17 protein-coding genes and 1 pseudogene are annotated in these 16184 nt (G+C 53.3%); 16 read left to right on the top strand and 2 right to left on the bottom strand.

Features of this window, described 5'->3' with window-relative positions; genetic code table 11:
* The first annotated feature begins 47 nt into the window (after window positions 1-47).
* The 3 genes from ACTHO6_RS00775 to ACTHO6_RS00785 are packed head-to-tail and all read left to right on the top strand — an operon-like array spanning window position 48 to window position 997.
* Window positions 48-539 (top strand): PRC-barrel domain-containing protein, encoded by a 492-nt coding sequence (locus ACTHO6_RS00775; RefSeq protein ID WP_440238350.1) that lies wholly within the window; start codon window positions 48-50, stop codon window positions 537-539.
* A gap of 25 nt (window positions 540-564) precedes the next feature.
* Complete coding sequence (locus ACTHO6_RS00780) at window positions 565-771, top strand: hypothetical protein (protein ID WP_440239382.1); 207 nt, start codon at window positions 565-567, stop codon at window positions 769-771.
* A gap of 31 nt (window positions 772-802) precedes the next feature.
* Complete coding sequence (locus tag ACTHO6_RS00785; protein WP_420913691.1) at window positions 803-997, top strand: hypothetical protein; 195 nt, start codon at window positions 803-805, stop codon at window positions 995-997.
* A 122-nt stretch (window positions 998-1119) separates the two neighbouring features.
* Here ACTHO6_RS00785 and ACTHO6_RS00790 read toward each other — a convergent pair whose 3' ends face one another.
* Complete coding sequence (locus ACTHO6_RS00790) at window positions 1120-1806, bottom strand: TerC family protein (RefSeq protein ID WP_440238352.1); 687 nt, start codon at window positions 1804-1806, stop codon at window positions 1120-1122.
* A gap of 374 nt (window positions 1807-2180) precedes the next feature.
* On the opposite strand from ACTHO6_RS00790, the gene ACTHO6_RS00795 reads away from it, so the two are divergent.
* The 9 genes from ACTHO6_RS00795 to ACTHO6_RS00835 all read left to right on the top strand — a co-directional run bounded on the left by ACTHO6_RS00795 (window position 2181) and on the right by ACTHO6_RS00835 (window position 11999).
* Entirely contained in the window at window positions 2181-3245 is a 1065-nt protein-coding gene (locus tag ACTHO6_RS00795) for an AI-2E family transporter (RefSeq protein ID WP_440238354.1), read from the top strand.
* A gap of 324 nt (window positions 3246-3569) precedes the next feature.
* Window positions 3570-6218: an alanine--tRNA ligase gene (alaS, locus tag ACTHO6_RS00800; protein WP_440238356.1), complete on the top strand. Its 2649-nt coding sequence runs from the start codon at window positions 3570-3572 to the stop codon at window positions 6216-6218.
* 121 nt (window positions 6219-6339) lie between these two features.
* The gene (locus ACTHO6_RS00805; RefSeq protein ID WP_440238358.1) at window positions 6340-6600 is read left to right on the top strand and encodes an IreB family regulatory phosphoprotein; all 261 of its coding nucleotides are present in this window, start codon (window positions 6340-6342) and stop codon (window positions 6598-6600) included.
* Window positions 6601-6609: 9 nt separating this feature from the next.
* Window positions 6610-7026 carry a Holliday junction resolvase RuvX gene (gene ruvX / locus ACTHO6_RS00810; protein ID WP_440238360.1) on the top strand — a complete coding sequence of 139 codons (417 nt, stop codon included), beginning with the start codon at window positions 6610-6612 and terminating at the stop codon, window positions 7024-7026.
* 6 nt (window positions 7027-7032) lie between these two features.
* A complete protein-coding gene (locus ACTHO6_RS00815; protein WP_005832492.1) occupies window positions 7033-7323 on the top strand; it encodes a DUF1292 domain-containing protein in 291 nt (96 codons plus the stop codon).
* Between the two features lie 225 nt (window positions 7324-7548).
* Window positions 7549-8649 carry an endolytic transglycosylase MltG gene (gene mltG / locus ACTHO6_RS00820; protein ID WP_440238362.1) on the top strand — a complete coding sequence of 367 codons (1101 nt, stop codon included), beginning with the start codon at window positions 7549-7551 and terminating at the stop codon, window positions 8647-8649.
* A 71-nt stretch (window positions 8650-8720) separates the two neighbouring features.
* Window positions 8721-9365 (top strand): O-methyltransferase, encoded by a 645-nt coding sequence (locus ACTHO6_RS00825; RefSeq protein ID WP_440238364.1) that lies wholly within the window; start codon window positions 8721-8723, stop codon window positions 9363-9365.
* Between the two features lie 42 nt (window positions 9366-9407).
* Complete coding sequence (gene udk / locus ACTHO6_RS00830) at window positions 9408-10049, top strand: uridine kinase (protein WP_440238366.1); 642 nt, start codon at window positions 9408-9410, stop codon at window positions 10047-10049.
* A 120-nt stretch (window positions 10050-10169) separates the two neighbouring features.
* Complete coding sequence (locus ACTHO6_RS00835) at window positions 10170-11999, top strand: peptidoglycan D,D-transpeptidase FtsI family protein (protein ID WP_440238368.1); 1830 nt, start codon at window positions 10170-10172, stop codon at window positions 11997-11999.
* A gap of 43 nt (window positions 12000-12042) precedes the next feature.
* Here the strand turns inward: ACTHO6_RS00835 and ACTHO6_RS00840 are convergent.
* Window positions 12043-12402, bottom strand: a pseudogene (locus tag ACTHO6_RS00840) (Mov34/MPN/PAD-1 family protein); the annotation flags it as partial.
* A gap of 170 nt (window positions 12403-12572) precedes the next feature.
* On the opposite strand from ACTHO6_RS00840, the gene ACTHO6_RS00845 reads away from it, so the two are divergent.
* From ACTHO6_RS00845 to ACTHO6_RS00860, 4 genes are all read left to right on the top strand, one after another.
* Complete coding sequence (locus ACTHO6_RS00845; RefSeq protein WP_440238370.1) at window positions 12573-13637, top strand: HD-GYP domain-containing protein; 1065 nt, start codon at window positions 12573-12575, stop codon at window positions 13635-13637.
* A gap of 216 nt (window positions 13638-13853) precedes the next feature.
* A complete protein-coding gene (locus tag ACTHO6_RS00850; protein ID WP_440238372.1) occupies window positions 13854-14420 on the top strand; it encodes an N-acetyltransferase family protein in 567 nt (188 codons plus the stop codon).
* 539 nt (window positions 14421-14959) lie between these two features.
* Window positions 14960-15676 (top strand): hypothetical protein, encoded by a 717-nt coding sequence (locus tag ACTHO6_RS00855; protein WP_440238374.1) that lies wholly within the window; start codon window positions 14960-14962, stop codon window positions 15674-15676.
* 104 nt (window positions 15677-15780) lie between these two features.
* Entirely contained in the window at window positions 15781-16149 is a 369-nt protein-coding gene (locus tag ACTHO6_RS00860) for a hypothetical protein (protein WP_440238376.1), read from the top strand.
* Window positions 16150-16184 lie beyond the last annotated feature (35 nt).

Below are 16184 nucleotides of genomic sequence, written 5' to 3' on the forward strand. Positions count from 1 at the left end.
AGACGCCTTTCGCCCGATACTAAAAGAGCGGAAGGGGGATGTCCCACATGCGCAAGGCAATGGATGTAGTCGGTTTGCCAGTTGTTTGCCTCCAGTCCGGAGAGACGCTTGGCACCGTGCGCGACATTCTTTGCGACTCCACTTGGCATGTACGAGGAGTCTTGCTGAGCGAGCAGGGTTGGTTCCATTCTGGCACCTATATTCCTACCGAACAGATTCATGCGGTAGGGGAGTCCTGCCTGACCGTATCGGGAAAAGACGCGATCACGCCCTTGCCTCATCTCGCCGGGTTTGAACCTGTCGGCATCGTGACGGGAAAAACAAAGCTGAAAGGGAAAGCGGTCATTACCGCTTCCGGAGAACTCCTGGGCAGACTGGAAGATGTTTACTTTTCAGCAAACTGGGAGAAACTTGTAGGGTACGAACTGTCTAACGGCTGGTTTGCAGATGTGACAGAAGGGCGCAAGCGCCTGTCTGTACCGGCTTCCGTCATCATCGGGGAGGAAAACCTGATCGTGCCGGACTTTGTTCGTAGCTAGGCGTGATAAGGGAGGAAAAAGCGTGATGCGTGTTATTTGCCCGAACTGCAGTTCCAAAGATGTAGGAAAGATTGGAACCAATCAATACTACTGCTGGAATTGCTTTATAGAGATGAGCGTTTCCAACGAGCAGATTGCTTCTGTCTACCAGGTGGAGGAAGACGGGTCCTTGCATTCGCTCAATGATCTGTTTATGGAAGATCAGACCGCTTCCGCACAACTGAACATGTAGCTGCTGCTCATGCGGTACAAACAAACTGGAGGTGGCACGCTTGTTTACTCGAAGCCTTTTGCGCGTCCTTGCCACAAGCGGAATCGTGGCTGTCATCGGCTATTTGATGGCCCCGCGCCGCCGCAGTCGGTTTTCGCTGAATTGGAATCGGTTGCCGTTCTCCATGCGTGATGTGACGCGCATGATGAAGACGGGACGCAAGCTGATGCGGGCGGTTACCCGTTAACGAGACTTTGGCGGCAACAGGAACGTTCAGAAGCACCCGAACATAGGATGGAGTTCGGGTGCTTTTTTTGTACGCAAAAAAGCTCCGTCGCATCGAGACGACGGAGCTTTTTGGGCGATGGATTAGTTTTGTTCGGCCAGTCGTTTTTGCTGCCGGCTTTTCATGCGTCCGATCAGCAGTACGCCGACCACGACAGCGACGATGAACAGCCATTTAACCCATGGGTACGCGGCGAAGAACGGCGTGAGGAATTTCTCGTTTGTGACCATGCTGGCCGCAGTATAGGCGAGAACGCCAGCCCCGATGTAGATGATGATCGGGAAACGTTCCATGAACTTCAAAATCAGCGTGCTTCCCCATACCATGATCGGCACACTGATGATCAGTCCGATGACGACGAGCAGAAAATCGCCATGCGCGGCACCGGCAACGGCGATGACGTTATCGAGACCCATCACCGTATCGGCGACGATGATGGTCCAGATCGCTGCACCAAGGCTTCCGCTCACCTTCATGTTTTCGTGACCGTCATCCGAGACGAGCAGCTTGAGGGAAATCCACATCAGAATCAAGCCACCGAAAAGCTGCAGGCCCGGGATTTTCAGCAGCCAGACCACGGCCAGCGTCGCCAAAGCCCGGATGATAATCGCACCGACCGTCCCCCAGATAATCGCCTTTTTTTGCTGTTCGGCAGGCAGATTTCGCGCAGCCATCCCGATGACAATCGCGTTGTCTCCGGCCAAGACAAGGTCGATGACGATGATGGCAAGCAGAGCAGACCAAAATTCAGGTTGTAACAATAATTCCATTTTTCTCTTCCTCCTCATCCTGTTTGATAAGAAAAGCGAGTCATCCGCCGGCCGTTTTCTTGATACCTCCTATAGTGTGTGTAAAGGGAGACAAAAGAAAACGACCTTTCCTTGGACAGGCAAAGGCCGCTTGAGAACAAAAATAGACCTTTTACCTGTTAGGCAAAGGTCTTGCTTACAACATCAGAAAAACATGTTGCCAACATAGCCGGGGATTTCTCCCGTAATGACGACTATGTTGCGAAAAAGCTACTCCCCTTTGGAGATATCCTCTTGTAACTCCATACTACTGTGGCGTTTCCCCAGTGTCAATAGGTTACATGATTTTTGTACGAAGAACGCACTCTAATGGAAAGGGAGAGGAGGTGTCCTTCGTGGATGAACTGCGCCGAAGCCGTTTGTTTGCTGCTGCGCTTTGGCTGATCGCGTTGCTTGTCATCGGCAACCTGCTGTGGATGCTTCGTCCGGTCCTCGCGCAGTTGTTTGCTCTTATGGAGGAAGTGCTGATTCCCATTCTGCTGGGGTTGGTCATCGCGTACTTGCTTCACCCGATTGTACAGCTGCTGGAAAAAAGGAGAGTTCCGCGGCTGATGGCCGTCCTGCTGATTTACGCTTCGTTTGTGCTGGTCATTACGATTTCTGTCATCAACGCGATTCCCGTGTTTACGATTCAGCTGGCGGAGCTGTCCGACGATTTGCCCCGACTGATGGAGTGGTACTACAAGTGGATGAGCGAGTGGGAGGCGCACAAATACTTTTTGCCGGACAGCATCTCGCACGGGGTAGATCGGGTGATTATCCAGTCGCAGGAAGGGATGTCCCACTCAGTGACCCAGTTCGTCAACAGCATGCGCCATTCCATTGGCAAGCTGTTCGCTTATGCCATCGTGCCGTTTATCGCTTTTTATTTTCTCAAGGACATGAAGGCGCTGCACGAGACGGGCATGTCCATCGTGCCCAAGCCGTACCGCAAGCAGGTGCTGGTCGTCTTGCGTGACATCAACGAATCGCTCGGGAACTACATACACGGGCAGATGATCGTGGCGCTGGTTGTCGGCGTGCTGGCTTATCTCGGCTATTGGCTGATCGGCATGCCGTATCCGTTTGTGCTCGCTGCGGTTGTGTGCCTGACGAACATCATTCCTTACATCGGGCCTTTGATCGGGGCAGCGCCTGCGATGGTTGTCGCCTTGACGATCTCGACGAAAATGCTGCTGTTCGTCGTCGCTGTCAACCTCGTCATTCAGGTGCTGGAAGGAAATATCCTGTCGCCCAACATCGTGGGGCGCTCCTTGCAACTGCATCCGCTTGCGATCATCGTGGCGCTATTGGTCGGGGAGACGCTCGGGGGGATTATCGGCTTGATCGTGGCGGTGCCTGTGCTCGCCGTATGCAAGGTAGTGATTAGCCGAATCGCTGTCCTGATGCATGAAAGTTGACATCGGTCAGGGAAAAAATTTATAATACGAACAAATGAGTACAAGTGAGATCAATGAGGGAACGAGTACGCTGCAGACCTTCTACAGAGAGGGTGCTCCACGGTTGAGAGGGCGCTCAGAAGAAGTGCAACGGAAGGCTACTCCTAAGACCGGGCAAAAACCGGCGGGTTGGCACCGTTACATGCCCAAAAGCGACAGACTGTCCGTGCCGTTGTGGCCTGCAAGGGAGTCTGTAAGCAGGGTGGTACCGCGAGAAAAAACAGTTCTCGTCCCTGAGGGGATGGGAGCTTTTTTTATTTATTTTCTAAATAGAGGAGAATGCAGATGAAGAAGCTGACAGGCAATCAAATCCGCCAGATGTTCCTTGACTTTTTTGTAGAAAAAGGCCATCGCATCGAGCCGAGTGCTCCGCTTGTTCCCATCGACGATCCGTCCCTCTTGTGGATCAACAGCGGCGTGGCGACGCTCAAAAAGTATTTTGACGGGCGCATCATTCCGGACAACCCGCGCATTACCAATTCGCAAAAATCAATCCGGACCAACGATATCGAAAACGTCGGCCGGACTGCTCGCCACCATACGTTCTTCGAAATGCTAGGCAACTTCTCCATCGGCGACTACTTCAAGGCAGAAGCGATTGAGTGGGCATGGGAGTTTTTGACCAGCCCGAAATGGATCGGTTTTGATCCGGAGCGGCTCTCCGTCACCATTCACCCGGAAGACGAAGAAGCGTTTGAGCTGTGGAACAAAAAAATCGGCATTCCGGAAGAGCGCATCATTCGTCTGGAAGGCAACTTCTGGGACATCGGGGAAGGTCCGAGCGGTCCGAATACGGAAATTTTCTATGATCGCGGAGAGGAGTTCGGCAACGATCCGAACGATCCGGAGCTGTATCCGGGCGGCGAAAACGAGCGTTACCTCGAAGTGTGGAACCTGGTGTTCTCCCAGTTCAACCACAACCCGGACGGCACGTACACGCCGCTGCCTAAGAAAAACATCGACACCGGCATGGGGCTGGAGCGGATGGCCTCCATTCTCCAGGGCGTGGACAACAACTTCGAAACCGACCTGTTGTTCCCGCTGATCGAGCAAACGAGCGCGATCTCTGGCGTGAAGTACAAGTCCAACCCTGAGCTGGACGTAGCGCTGAAAGTCATTGCGGACCACGCGCGCACGGTCGTGTTCGCCATCGGCGACGGAGCGCTTCCTTCCAACGAAGGCCGCGGCTACGTCATTCGCCGCCTCCTGCGCCGCGCTGTGCGCATGGGCAAAAAGCTGGGCGTGGAGAAGCCGTTCCTGTACAGCTTGACCGAGACGGTCGGCCGCATGATGGGCGAATTCTACCCGGAGGTTGTGCAAAAGCGGGAGTTTATTGAAAAAGTCATTCGCGCCGAGGAAGAGCGCTTCCACGAGACGCTGAACGATGGACTGGCAATCCTGTCCGAGATGGTGCAGGCGGCAAAAGCAAGCGGGCAATCGCAGCTGTCCGGTCAAGATGTGTTCAAAATGTACGACACATACGGCTTCCCGGTCGACTTGACAGAGGACTTTGCGAGCGAGCAAGGTCTGACCGTGGATCGCGACGGCTTCGAGCAAGCGATGGAGGAGCAGCGCGAGCGTGCGCGTGCAGCGCGTCAGGACGTGGACAGCATGCAAATCCAGGGCGGTCCGCTGTCCGAATTGACGGTTACAAGCGAGTTTGTTGGTTATACTGAATTGGTAGCAACAGGAAAAGTAGAAGCGATTATTTTGGACAACCAGCTGGTTGAAGAAGCAGAAGAAGGCCAAACGGTACAGGTCATTCTCGACCAGACGCCATTCTACGCGGAAAGCGGCGGTCAGATCAACGACGAAGGGTACCTGCTCTCCGATTCTGTCAAAGCGCGCGTAACCGACGTGCAAAAAGGGCCAAAGGGCCAAAACGTTCACTCGGTCATCGTAGAAGCGGGGACGCTGCGCAAAGGCGACACCGTGCGCGCGGAAGTGAACCGCGAAGCTCGCCTGGCGATTACGAAAAACCACACCGCAACACACTTGCTGCATCAGGCGCTCAAAGACGTACTGGGGCCGCACGTCAATCAGGCAGGTTCCCTCGTGGCGCCGGAGCGTTTGCGCTTCGACTTCACGCACATCAGCGCGATCACGCCGGAAGAACTGGAGCGCATCGAGGCGATCGTCAACGAAAAAGTGTGGGAAAACCTGGCGGTGGAGATTTCCCACAAACCGCTGGCGGAAGCCAAAGCAATGGGCGCTATGGCGCTGTTTGGCGAAAAATACGGCGACATCGTGCGCGTGGTCAAAGTCGGCGACTACAGCCTGGAGCTTTGCGGCGGATGCCATGTCAATAACACGGCGGAAATCGGGTTGTTCAAGCTGGTCAGCGAAAGCGGCATCGGGGCAGGGACACGCCGGATTGAAGCCGTGACCGGGCGCGGGGCTTACCAGTTCCTGAATCAGCAGTTCACGATACTGAAAGAAGTGGCGCAAGCCCTGAAAGCACCTGTGCTGGCAGAAACCCCTGCACGCGTGGAAGGCTTGCAGCAGCAACTCAAGGAAGCGCAACGGGAAAACGAATCGCTCCGTGCGAAGCTCGGCAACATCGAAGCGGCTGCCCTGACCGATCAGCTTAAGCAGGTAGATGGCATGAACGTCCTCGCGGCACGCGTGTCTGCTTCCGATATGGACAACCTGCGCGGCATGGTGGACGAGCTGAAAAACAAGCTCGGTTCCGCTGTCATCGTGCTTGGCTCTGTCGATGGCGAGAAGGTCAACCTCGTCGCGGGCGTCACCAAAGACCTGATGGAGCAGGGCGTTCACGCCGGCAAAATCATCAAAGAAGTGGCAGCTCGTTGCGGCGGCGGCGGCGGCGGCCGTCCTGACATGGCGCAGGCGGGCGGAAAAGATCCTTCCAAGCTGCAAGAGGCATTGGATGCGGTCGGGGAGCTTGTCAAAAGCCAGGCCGTAGCGAAATAGCCGATTCCCGCCAAGAAATTTGCAAAATCGACAAGGAGTAGCTTGCATCCGAGTCGAATACAGTAAGGAAGCGAAAAGTCCATACAACCTTTAAGTCTGGAAGGAAATCGAGGTGTTGATTGTGAGTTCGTTGGATAATACCATGAAATTCACGGTGCCCAAGGAAGCGAATACGGAGGATGTGCAGGCAACATTGACAGAGGTGTACAAAGCTCTGCAGGAAAAAGGATACAACCCGATCACCCAGATCGTTGGTTACTTGCTTTCGGGCGACCCGGCGTTTATCCCACGCCACAACAACGCGCGCAGCCTGATTGGCAAACTGGAACGGGACAAAATCATAGAAGAGTTGGTGACCGTTTACTTGTCCGAGCGCAAGTAGACCTTGAACATGACGAGAGTAATGGGATTGGATGTCGGCGACAAGACGATCGGCGTCGCAGTGAGCGATGAGCTGGGCTGGACCGCCCAAGGGGTGGAAACGATCAAGCGGCAATCCAAAGAAAAAGATTTGGCCCGCATTCAGGAATTGGTAGATCACTATCAAGTAGGTGCTTTCGTAGTAGGGTTGCCGAAAAACATGAATGGCACAATCGGACCGCGCGCCGAGATGTGCCAGGCATTCGGCAAGCTTTTGGAGGAACGGACATCTCTTCCTGTCCACATGTGGGACGAGCGATTGACGACCACGGCAGCGGAGCGGATGCTGATCTCTGCGGATGTCAGCCGTCAAAAGCGTAAAACAGTAATTGACAAAATGGCGGCCATATTGATCCTGCAAGGATATTTGGACGCAAAATCGAGGTGACCCAAAGTGAGTGAAGAGATGATGGAAGAATTCGAAGTAGGCGACGTGATTGCCCTGACAGAAGAGGGAACGGAGGAGCCTCGCGATTTTCGGATCATGTACATTTTCGATATCGAAGACCGTAGCTATCTGGTGCTCGTTCCGGTCGATCAGGAGGAAGAAGAAGAGTACGAGGTTCACTTCCTGCGCTACGACGGTACGGACATGCTCCAGCCAATCGAAGACGATGAAGAGTGGGAGCAAGTAGAAGCAACCTTCGAAACATTGATTGCCGATTTGGAGAAAGACGGGATCTAACATTAACATTTGGGGAGGGGGCGCATGCCCTCTCTTTTTCCTATCAGGTGGCGGAATACGTTTACAAAACGGGAGCAGCCAACGGCAAGCGGGTACAGGCGCTCGCCAAACGTTCTCTCTGTGTTGTCTTTTTTCGCCAAAAACCCGTATGCCGTGACAGCGAATGACACCTTTTGTATAATAGACGGGATGGAGAGAAGAGACCCTAAAGGGAGGATTTCTAGCTTGAAACCAATGTCAGCGAAGCCTGATTTCAAATCAGACAGACCTGCTGCGTATCAGCGCAGGAGGGGCGGCCGACTTGTCAGGTGGCTGGTGGCTTTGTTGCTCCTCGCCATCGTGGCCGTCGGGGGAGTAGCGTGGTATGTATACGCAGGACTGCAACCTGTCGATGGTCCGCAAACGGCCAAAAACGTGACGATTCCCACTGGCTCCTCCGCGCGGGAAATCGGCAGACTGCTGGAAGAACAAGGGCTGATCCGCAACGCCGAACTGTTCCAGTACTATGTGAAGTACAAAGGCGTGGCCCCGCAGTTGAAGGCGGGAGAGTACCAGTTTACAACAGGACAAGCCATAGACGATATGCTCACGGCGATGGCAGAGGGAAAGACGGTCGCGAACGCCGTGCGTTTTACCATCCCGGAAGGCTGGAACATTGAGCAGATTGCCGAGCATCTGGACAAGGAGGGCATTGTCGAGAAAGCTGCCTTTCTGAAAGAAGTGAACGAAGGGGAATTCCCCGAATACGAGTTTGTGGCACAGATTCCGGCAAACAAAGAACGCAAGCACCGCCTGGAAGGCTATCTGTTCCCGGAGACGTACGAGGTGAACAAGGACGCCACGGCACATGAGGTCGTCTCGAAGATGTTGGCCCAATTCGCGAAAGTATGGCAGCCGGAGTGGACGGAGCAGGTCAAACAGCGCGGGCTTACGCTGGATGAGGCAGTCAGCCTCGCGTCCATCGTCGAACGGGAAGTGACGGTAGACAAGGAGCGGCCAGTTGTCGCCGGCGTGTACTATAACCGCATTCGGGATAAATGGCCGTTGCAGGCGGACGCCACGGTGCAATTTGTTTTGGGCAAGCAGCGGGATCGGTTGACGTATGAGGATTTGAAGGTAAAAAGCCCCTACAACACGTACATCAATCCGGGCTTGCCGCCGGGACCGATTGCCAATCCGGGCAAAGCCTCGCTGGAAGCGGTTGTCAACCCTGCGAAGCACGACTACTTTTTCTACGTCACGAAAAAAGACGGAACCGCGGAGCATTACTTCTCCAAAACACTTTCGGAGCACCATGCAAATGATGCAAAAAGCAGGGGAAACTAACCGGGTTTCCTCTGTTCTTTTTGGCAAGGTATGCTATAATAATGCGGTTGTAACGAAAGAGGAGTGAAATCATGATAACCAATCCCGCAATCGACGACTATGTGTCGGGCCTGGTTCCGGCGCGATCCCCACTTCTGGCGCGACTGGAACAGGAAGCTGCCACGGAACATATTCCGATCATTCAGCTTGCTTCCGCTCAGGTGATGAGAATGCTGCTCTTGCTGCATCGCCCCCAAGCGATTTTGGAGGTAGGGACAGCGATCGGCTATTCGACCATTTGGCTTGCCGAAGCAGCACCGCAAGCGCGGATTGTCACGATGGACATAGATGAAGAACGCCTGGCTCGGGCGCGGGCCAATATCGCGGAAGCGGGCTGCGCGGACCGGATTGAGATTCTGTCGCGCGATGCGACGCTCGGACTGCCTGAGTCCTATCAGTTTGACTGCCTGTTTATCGACGCGGCAAAAGGACAGTATCGGGCGTTTCTCGATTTGTATGTGCCCCTTCTTCGGGAGGGGGGACTCGTCATCAGCGACAACGTCCTGTTCCGCGGATGGGTGGCGACGCCAGACGAAGCAGGCAAAAGACAGCGGCCGATGGTGGACAAGCTGCTCGCCTTCAACGCGCATTTGGCAGAGCGGCCGGATTTGGAGACGGCGTTTATACCGGTTGGGGACGGACTGGCTGTTAGCTTGAAGAAACCTGTACAGCCGTAGGACGAAATGGTTAGAAGCAGCATGAGGAAGGGGACATGTGGCATGGGTAACCCCGTATTGATTGGGGTAGCAGGAGGCAGTGGTTCTGGAAAGACCACGGTGGCAAAGGAGCTGTACCACCAGTTCCGCAACGATAGCGTAATCATGATCGAACAGGATTCGTACTACAAGGATCAGAGCCATCTGAGTATAGAAGAGCGCGCCTTGACGAATTACGACCATCCGCTCGCGTTTGACAACGACCTGTTGTTGCAGCACTTGCAGGAGCTGCTGCAAGGAAGAGCGATCCAAAAGCCGATCTACGATTTCAAGGTACACAACCGCAAGAGCGAGAAAATCCAGGTAGATCCGAAGGACGTCATCATTCTCGAAGGGATGCTGATTTTAGAAGACGAGCGGATTCGCAATCTCATGGATATCAAGGTGTTTGTCGATACGGATGCGGACGTGCGCATCGTTCGCCGGATCATGCGCGATATCGAGGAGCGCGGCCGTTCGCTGGACTCTGTGGTCAATCAATATTTGAATGTGGTGCGCCCGATGCACCTGCAATTTATCGAGCCGACCAAGCGCTATGCGGACGTCATCATTCCCGAGGGCGGATACAACCGGGTGGCACTCGACCTCTTGTCGACGAAAATCAAAAACATTCTGTTGGAAAAGCAGCAGCCAGCCAAGCTGTAGCATTCCATACGGTTTCGACGATAGCACACTGCACATTTGCAGTGTGTTTTTTACGTGAAAAAGTTTTTCGCCCGGCTAATCCGGCAATACTGGGAAAAAAAGGGCGGGGAGGGAAGCTGCATGCAGCTGGATCGACGGATCAAGAGACGGCATTTTCTCGTGTTGCTGGCGATGACGCTAGTCTGGCTGGGGCTGATGACCAGACTGTGGTGGATACAGCTCGGCGCGCCCCATCGCTTTTCCCGGCGCGGAATCGATTTGGTAAAAGCTTCGGTGAAGCAGCGGCAGCAGAGCTTTGTGCTGCACAGCGGCCGCGGCGATATTTTGGATCGCGGGGGCTATGCCTTTACAGGCGTCGAGCATCTCGCGCTGATTTTGTTTCCGCTTGCCCGCGGCAGCCTGGAAGGAACGGAAGGGCTTTCCAGGCTGGCGGAAATAACCGGCCAGTCGAAAGAACGGCTGTCCGAGACGATGGAAAAAGCAAAGGTCCCGCTGCTTCTGCGCAGCGAAACCGGCAAGCTGGTCGAGCTTACCCAAAAGCAGGCGGACGAGGTCAACAAGCTCTCGATTCCCGGAGTGGTGGCCTTGGCGGTGACAGAGCGGTATCGCACAGAGGAAGTGGCCAAGCATTTGATCGGCTTCATTCACAAAAATCCGGCCATGGTCGAGTCGCTCTACCCGGACGAGTGGGCGAGCGGCAAAATGAATGCGGAATCTACCGTCGGCGCATCCGGGCTGGAAAGAAGCTTTGACCGCTTTTTGCAAGGAGTGGAGCCGTCTGTCTTGTCCTACTACGTAGACGGGCAGGGCAAGCCGCTTCGTGGACTGGATATTCGCTATATGAAGCCAAGCAATCACTATTACCCGTTGTCGCTGTCGACTACGCTTGATGTGGAGATCCAGCGGAAAATGGAGGCGGCAGCCGATCAGGTCGGCCTGCGGGAAGGCAGCGTCATCGTACTGGATGCGCAAAATGCCGATATTCTCGCGGCTGTCAGCCGTCCGAACTACGACCAGACCAATGTAGGCGGCCAGGCAGGCGAGTGGAAAAACAGAGCCTTCAAGCAGCTTCCGCCAGGCTCTGTCTTCAAGACGGTGGTAGCCGCTGCCGCCTTGGCGGAGGGCGTCATTTCCCCTACGGAGCGGTTTACATGTACGGGCGAGTACGGCAAATACCATTTTTCCTGCTGGAAAAAGGAAGGGCATGGCAACGTCACGATGGAAGAGGCTTACGCCCAGTCGTGCAACATCGCGTTTGCGGAGATTGCGAAACGCGTCGGCGCAGAAAAGCTGGAGGAGTACGCCAGCAGGCTGGGCTTGACCACGCAGGTGGGACATGCGACTTCGCACCTGTTCAAGCTGGACGGGTTCAAACAGCTCGATGGCGAAGAAAGCGGCCGCGTGTTTACGAAGGACGTATCCTACAAGGACGAAGGCGTCTTGATCCAGAGCGCCATCGGCCAGCGCGATGTGCGGATGACGCCCCTGCAGGCGGCGAACATGATGGTGACGATCCTGCGCGGCGGCCAACCCGCGCAGGTACGTCTGGTCAAGGAAATTGCCTATCGAAACGGACAGCCGTTCTACCAGTTTCCGGAGCAGAAGCTCTCTGCCGCCGGAATCGATTATGTGACAGCGAGCAAGCTACGCAAAATGATGCGCAAGGTCGTCACGGATGGGACCGCCCAAATGTTGCTGGACTCTTCCTGGCCGGTTGCCGGGAAGAGCGGGACCGCCCAGACAGGGAGTACAAGCGATTCCAAAAATCACCTTTGGTTTGTCGGCTACGCTCCTTTGGAGGAGCCGCGCTATGCGATTTGTGTCGTAGCAGAGAACCAGCCAAGCTCGGGGAAGAACCAGGCGATAGAGCTTTTTCGACGGGCCGTCGATGAGCTTGCCGATTATACAGCTCGATCTTCCCCACTTCGCGCAGGGTATTCCCGAGAATGAAGCCGCGCGCCTGAATCTGATTGCGCTTGCCAAGCCCGACAATCAGCATCAGCGGCGAGGAAGACATGTACATGGACTGCGAAGCCTTTGTCCAGATGGTTCGTTTGTCGCCTTTGCTGGGAGACAGCCGCTTGATCGTGTGGCTATGCCAATCTCCGATGTATTGCCATTGATTGTTTCGACGCAGTTTGCGGACGAGTTTTTGCAAATAGTCATCATCGAAAAAGATCGAGTGAGGCTGATGGATCGCCTTGGGCCCCGGGTCGCTGGCAAACGTCACGACCCACTTTTCATCCCCGAGCGGATACCCCATCATCACCCCTCCTGTTTCCAGCGAGGGTCTTTTTCGTACGGCCTGCTCGATCTGCTTCCATGCCTTTGGCGTGATGTACAGTGTCGTCATGAAACGCGTTCCCTCCTTGAAATCACCGCTAGCATTCGCTCTATATCGTATGTGCGGCACAAGCAGAAGGTCCCGCGCGCGAAAATCGGAATGTTGTCGAAAAAAAGATTGTAACTCTCCTCCTTCCTTTCTATAATTTAGAAAAGGACATGACTGGAAAGGTTGATTGTATGCCTACGGCACCCGTCGATCAGACACTGATTGGGCAAATACTGGCAGAGGATCTGTATTCCCACAGCGGAGTTTTGCTGTTGGGGAAGCATACGACCATTACGGCTGCACATGTGCCGATTCTTTTGAAACAGCAAGTGCGAGAGGTTGAGGTCGTGCCAGCCTGGACAGAAGGAACGGGAGAGCAGGTATCCGCGCAATTATTCCGCTCGGAGTCTGACGAGGAGATGGTAGCCGCTTACGTACACGCCTTGGACCAGACGCGGATGATGTTCGACAGGTTGCAGCAAGAAAGGATGGCCAGTCTGGAGCCGTTTTCGCAAATCTTTGCCCATGTGCTGGAAAAATCGACGAAGCATTTGGGGCTGTTTCGCTCCTTGTACGTGCTGGAAGGGTCAGACAGCTATACTTATCGGCATTCGTTGAACGTAGGCATTCTCTGTTCGCTGATCGCCCGCCTGTTGAAATGGGACGACCAGCAGGTGGCGTTTATGGGGAACGCAGGATTTTTGCATGACGTGGGAAAAATGCGCATTCCGAAAGAAGTTTTGCTCAAGCCAGGCAAGCTGACAGACGAGGAGTTCGCGATCATGAAACAGCATACGACTTACGGCTACGAGATGATTCGCGAAATGGAGGGCGGTTCGGAAAAGCTGGCGCTCTGTGCGCTGCTTCACCACGAACGGCTGGATGGCTCCGGGTACCCCGAGCAGCGAAAAGGCGATGCGATTCCGCTGGAGTGCCAGGTTTTGGCGATTGCCGACATGTTTGACGCCATCTGTTCCGATCGGGTCTACAAGGGCAGAACCTCTCCCTTCGAGGCGGCGCAGCTCTTGTGGAAGGAAGCCTGCAACGGGCAGTTGAACATCGAGGTGGTCACGGTATTTGTGCGCTATATCGCCTTGCTGTACGTCGGAGCGAGGGCGCGTCTGAGCAGCGGCGAAGAGGTAGAAGTGATCCTGATTCACCAGGACGAGCCGATGAGGCCGTTGGTGCGGCGCAGCGGAGAGTTTCTGGACTTGCGGTACGAGCGCAAGCTGACGATTGAGAAAATGATTGGGTAAACGACAGAGCGAGCATGCTCTCCCGTTTGACAGACCGTTCTCATGGATGAGAGCGGTTTCTTTGTTTCCCATTTGTGACAGCTGCGCAGGCGGCTCGACCTTGGGGGCAAAGTGTGACACAATGGGACTGAGGTAGCAAAAAAGCGTGTCGTCTCACATGGCCGTCCTGGTGGTGGGGATGGCGTATAGACACGCATACACAAGGGAGAGAGTGTCATGATACGGAAAGCGGAACCGAAAGATGCGGTCTTTGCGGCACCGCTGATTTATCAGGCGATTGGGGAGATTGCCCACACCTTGACGGGAGCGACGGAGGCGGACGAAGCGATCGCGGCGATGGCGCAGTTTTTCGCGCAAAAGCAAAATCGGCTCAGCTACGAAAATGCCGTCATTGCCATGGAAGGAGACGTGCCTGTGGGACTGGCTGTTTTTTATCACGGCAGCCAAACCGAAGCGCTGGATCGGCCGTTCGTGGAGTATGTCAAAAAGCGGACGGGCGTTGCTCCTGCGCTGGTCAAGGAAGCGCGCGACGATGAGTTTTACCTGGATTCGATTGCGGTACGCTCCGACAAACGGGGCAAAGGGATCGGCAAAAAGCTGCTGGCCGCGTTCGAGCAGGAAGCCATCCGGCGCGGTCATGACCGCGTCGCCCTGTTGGTGGACGAGGATAACCCCCGCGCCCGTCAGCTTTATGAAGCATGGGGCTATCGCCAGGACGGAATGGTTACGGTGAGCGGACATCGGTTCCGTCATATGGTCAAAAGTGTGTTTGTACCGGTATAGATCATGTCGGTGCAGAAAAAACGTTTCCTGACTTGATGGAAACGTTTTTGGCATGTGGGTGTACGGTGGCATGGGAGATGGAGCGGCTGGCACGTAGGCGATGGGCTCGTGGAGCTGTTGGCGAAAATCGAATATGAGGAAGGAGCAGGGGCGTCCGACTGAGTGCGGGCGCTTTTTTGTTGGCAGGTAGAATGGAATTTTCTAGTCAGCAGTTCTTTTTGATATTTTCTATCTGCTCAGCATTTTGCGAAAGTTAGGGGTGGATTAGCTCCGAGAGGCATCTCTTGGAGCGGTTAACTCCACGCCGGGCAAAGCCACGTACTAGCAGGCTCCATTCCCAAGGAACTTGGTGCATAAATCCGAGCTTGATCGATGCAGATGACTTGTTGATGTAGATTGACAGTAAAGTAAAAAATTAGTAGCATATTTTTGTTGTTTAAAAATTTACATATTTTGGAGGAAATATTGTGGTTAGTGTAGGAAATGCAACTTCTCAATCTAATTTTGCCTGGGTGCGGAACACAAGAGACGTAAATAACGTGAAAGAATTGTACAAAGCAAGTTCACAAGTGAACACAATCGCGACAACCGCAAAAGTTGATAGCGTTGAAATCTCAGATCAAGCACATCAAATGTTAAGAAGTGCCCAAGCTAGATCATTCGATTGGGATGATATTACAGCTACTGTTGAGGATTGGTATAACAAAGGGAAACAATGGCTTAGCGATGCTGCTGATTTTGCAATAGCTGCTGGTAAAGAAGGGCTTGACTTTTTAATACTAGATGATGTGAAAACCTTGTTCAATCCGAAGGCAGATACAACAGATAGGGCGCTCGCTGCCTTGTCTTTATTCCCTGCTGGTAAGGCTGTAAAAGGTTTGAAGCTACTTGGGAAATACAGCGATGATGTTGCAAAATTTGCGGATCGGGTTCTTTCAGGGAAGGTTAAGGTTGGTAAATATTATGTGAAGTCCCGTATTGGTGAAGATTCATTGCTGGTACGTGAAGCAGAAAAAGCAATGCAAGATCGGAAAATTCAGCAGGATGCCGACAATTTAATAAGGAGATATTTAGAAGGAAATAATAATCCTGGGATCGGAAATAATAAAATCTTTGGGGATGTTTTTGAACTCAGATCAAGAGATGGTGCGAGGGTGTACTTAAGAAAGGTAGGAGATACGGTTGAAATCCTCGCAAAATCTGATAAAAATAATCAAAAGGCTGTCATCAAACGCTTAGAGCAACTATATAAATAGATGCTAGTCGTCGTTGGTGGATAAAGTCGAATATTTAGTAGCTTTGCACTTGATGGATAACAGCTAGTAAAATAAATGGATAATGGACAAAAGAGAGGGAACGAATGATTATGAAAAGGCATATTTGGATTAGTACGGATTATTCTGAAATCGAACCGAATCTAAAAGACGATAGTAACGTTGATGTTGTTGTTACATTACCTGATCGAACAAGATGGTGGGGAACATTTTTTTCATATCAAAACATAGAAACTCTACGTCAGAAAAATAAAGAAACCGGAGAGTGCTTATCTGGTACATATCTCTGGTCGGCCAACATGATCATTTCCGAAGATGTAAGCCGTGAAACCATTGAAAAAGTGGTCGATCATTTAATGGAAGAAGGCGATTTACAAAGGGTCATGGCGAAAATAAGTGATGTACCAAGTGAGTCGGAGGCTGACTATGGAGAAGGCTTCTTTGACAAATGTTGAATTTTCAACCTGCTGCGAAAGTGGCAGGTTTTTCT

Origin of the sequence: Brevibacillus sp. SAFN-007a, assembly GCF_051967035.1 — a bacterium.
Taxonomy (GTDB): Bacteria; Bacillota; Bacilli; order Brevibacillales; family Brevibacillaceae; genus Brevibacillus.

Bases quoted from the DNA above. Each gene is read 5' to 3' on its own strand.
- ACTHO6_RS00835 (WP_440238368.1), top strand. From the start codon at position 10,170: ATGCAGCTGGATCGACGGATCAAGAGACGGCATTTTCTCGTGTTGCTG.
- ACTHO6_RS00825 (WP_440238364.1), top strand. From the start codon at position 8,721: ATGATAACCAATCCCGCAATCGACGACTATGTGTCGGGCCTGGTTCCG.
- ACTHO6_RS00775 (WP_440238350.1), top strand. From the start codon at position 48: ATGCGCAAGGCAATGGATGTAGTCGGTTTGCCAGTTGTTTGCCTCCAG.
- ACTHO6_RS00790 (WP_440238352.1), bottom strand. From the start codon at position 1,806: ATGGAATTATTGTTACAACCTGAATTTTGGTCTGCTCTGCTTGCCATC.
- ACTHO6_RS00780 (WP_440239382.1), top strand. From the start codon at position 565: ATGCGTGTTATTTGCCCGAACTGCAGTTCCAAAGATGTAGGAAAGATT.
- udk (WP_440238366.1), top strand. From the start codon at position 9,408: ATGGGTAACCCCGTATTGATTGGGGTAGCAGGAGGCAGTGGTTCTGGA.
- ruvX (WP_440238360.1), top strand. From the start codon at position 6,610: ATGACGAGAGTAATGGGATTGGATGTCGGCGACAAGACGATCGGCGTC.
- alaS (WP_440238356.1), top strand. From the start codon at position 3,570: ATGAAGAAGCTGACAGGCAATCAAATCCGCCAGATGTTCCTTGACTTT.
- ACTHO6_RS00860 (WP_440238376.1), top strand. From the start codon at position 15,781: ATGATTATGAAAAGGCATATTTGGATTAGTACGGATTATTCTGAAATC.
- ACTHO6_RS00845 (WP_440238370.1), top strand. From the start codon at position 12,573: ATGCCTACGGCACCCGTCGATCAGACACTGATTGGGCAAATACTGGCA.
- ACTHO6_RS00850 (WP_440238372.1), top strand. From the start codon at position 13,854: ATGATACGGAAAGCGGAACCGAAAGATGCGGTCTTTGCGGCACCGCTG.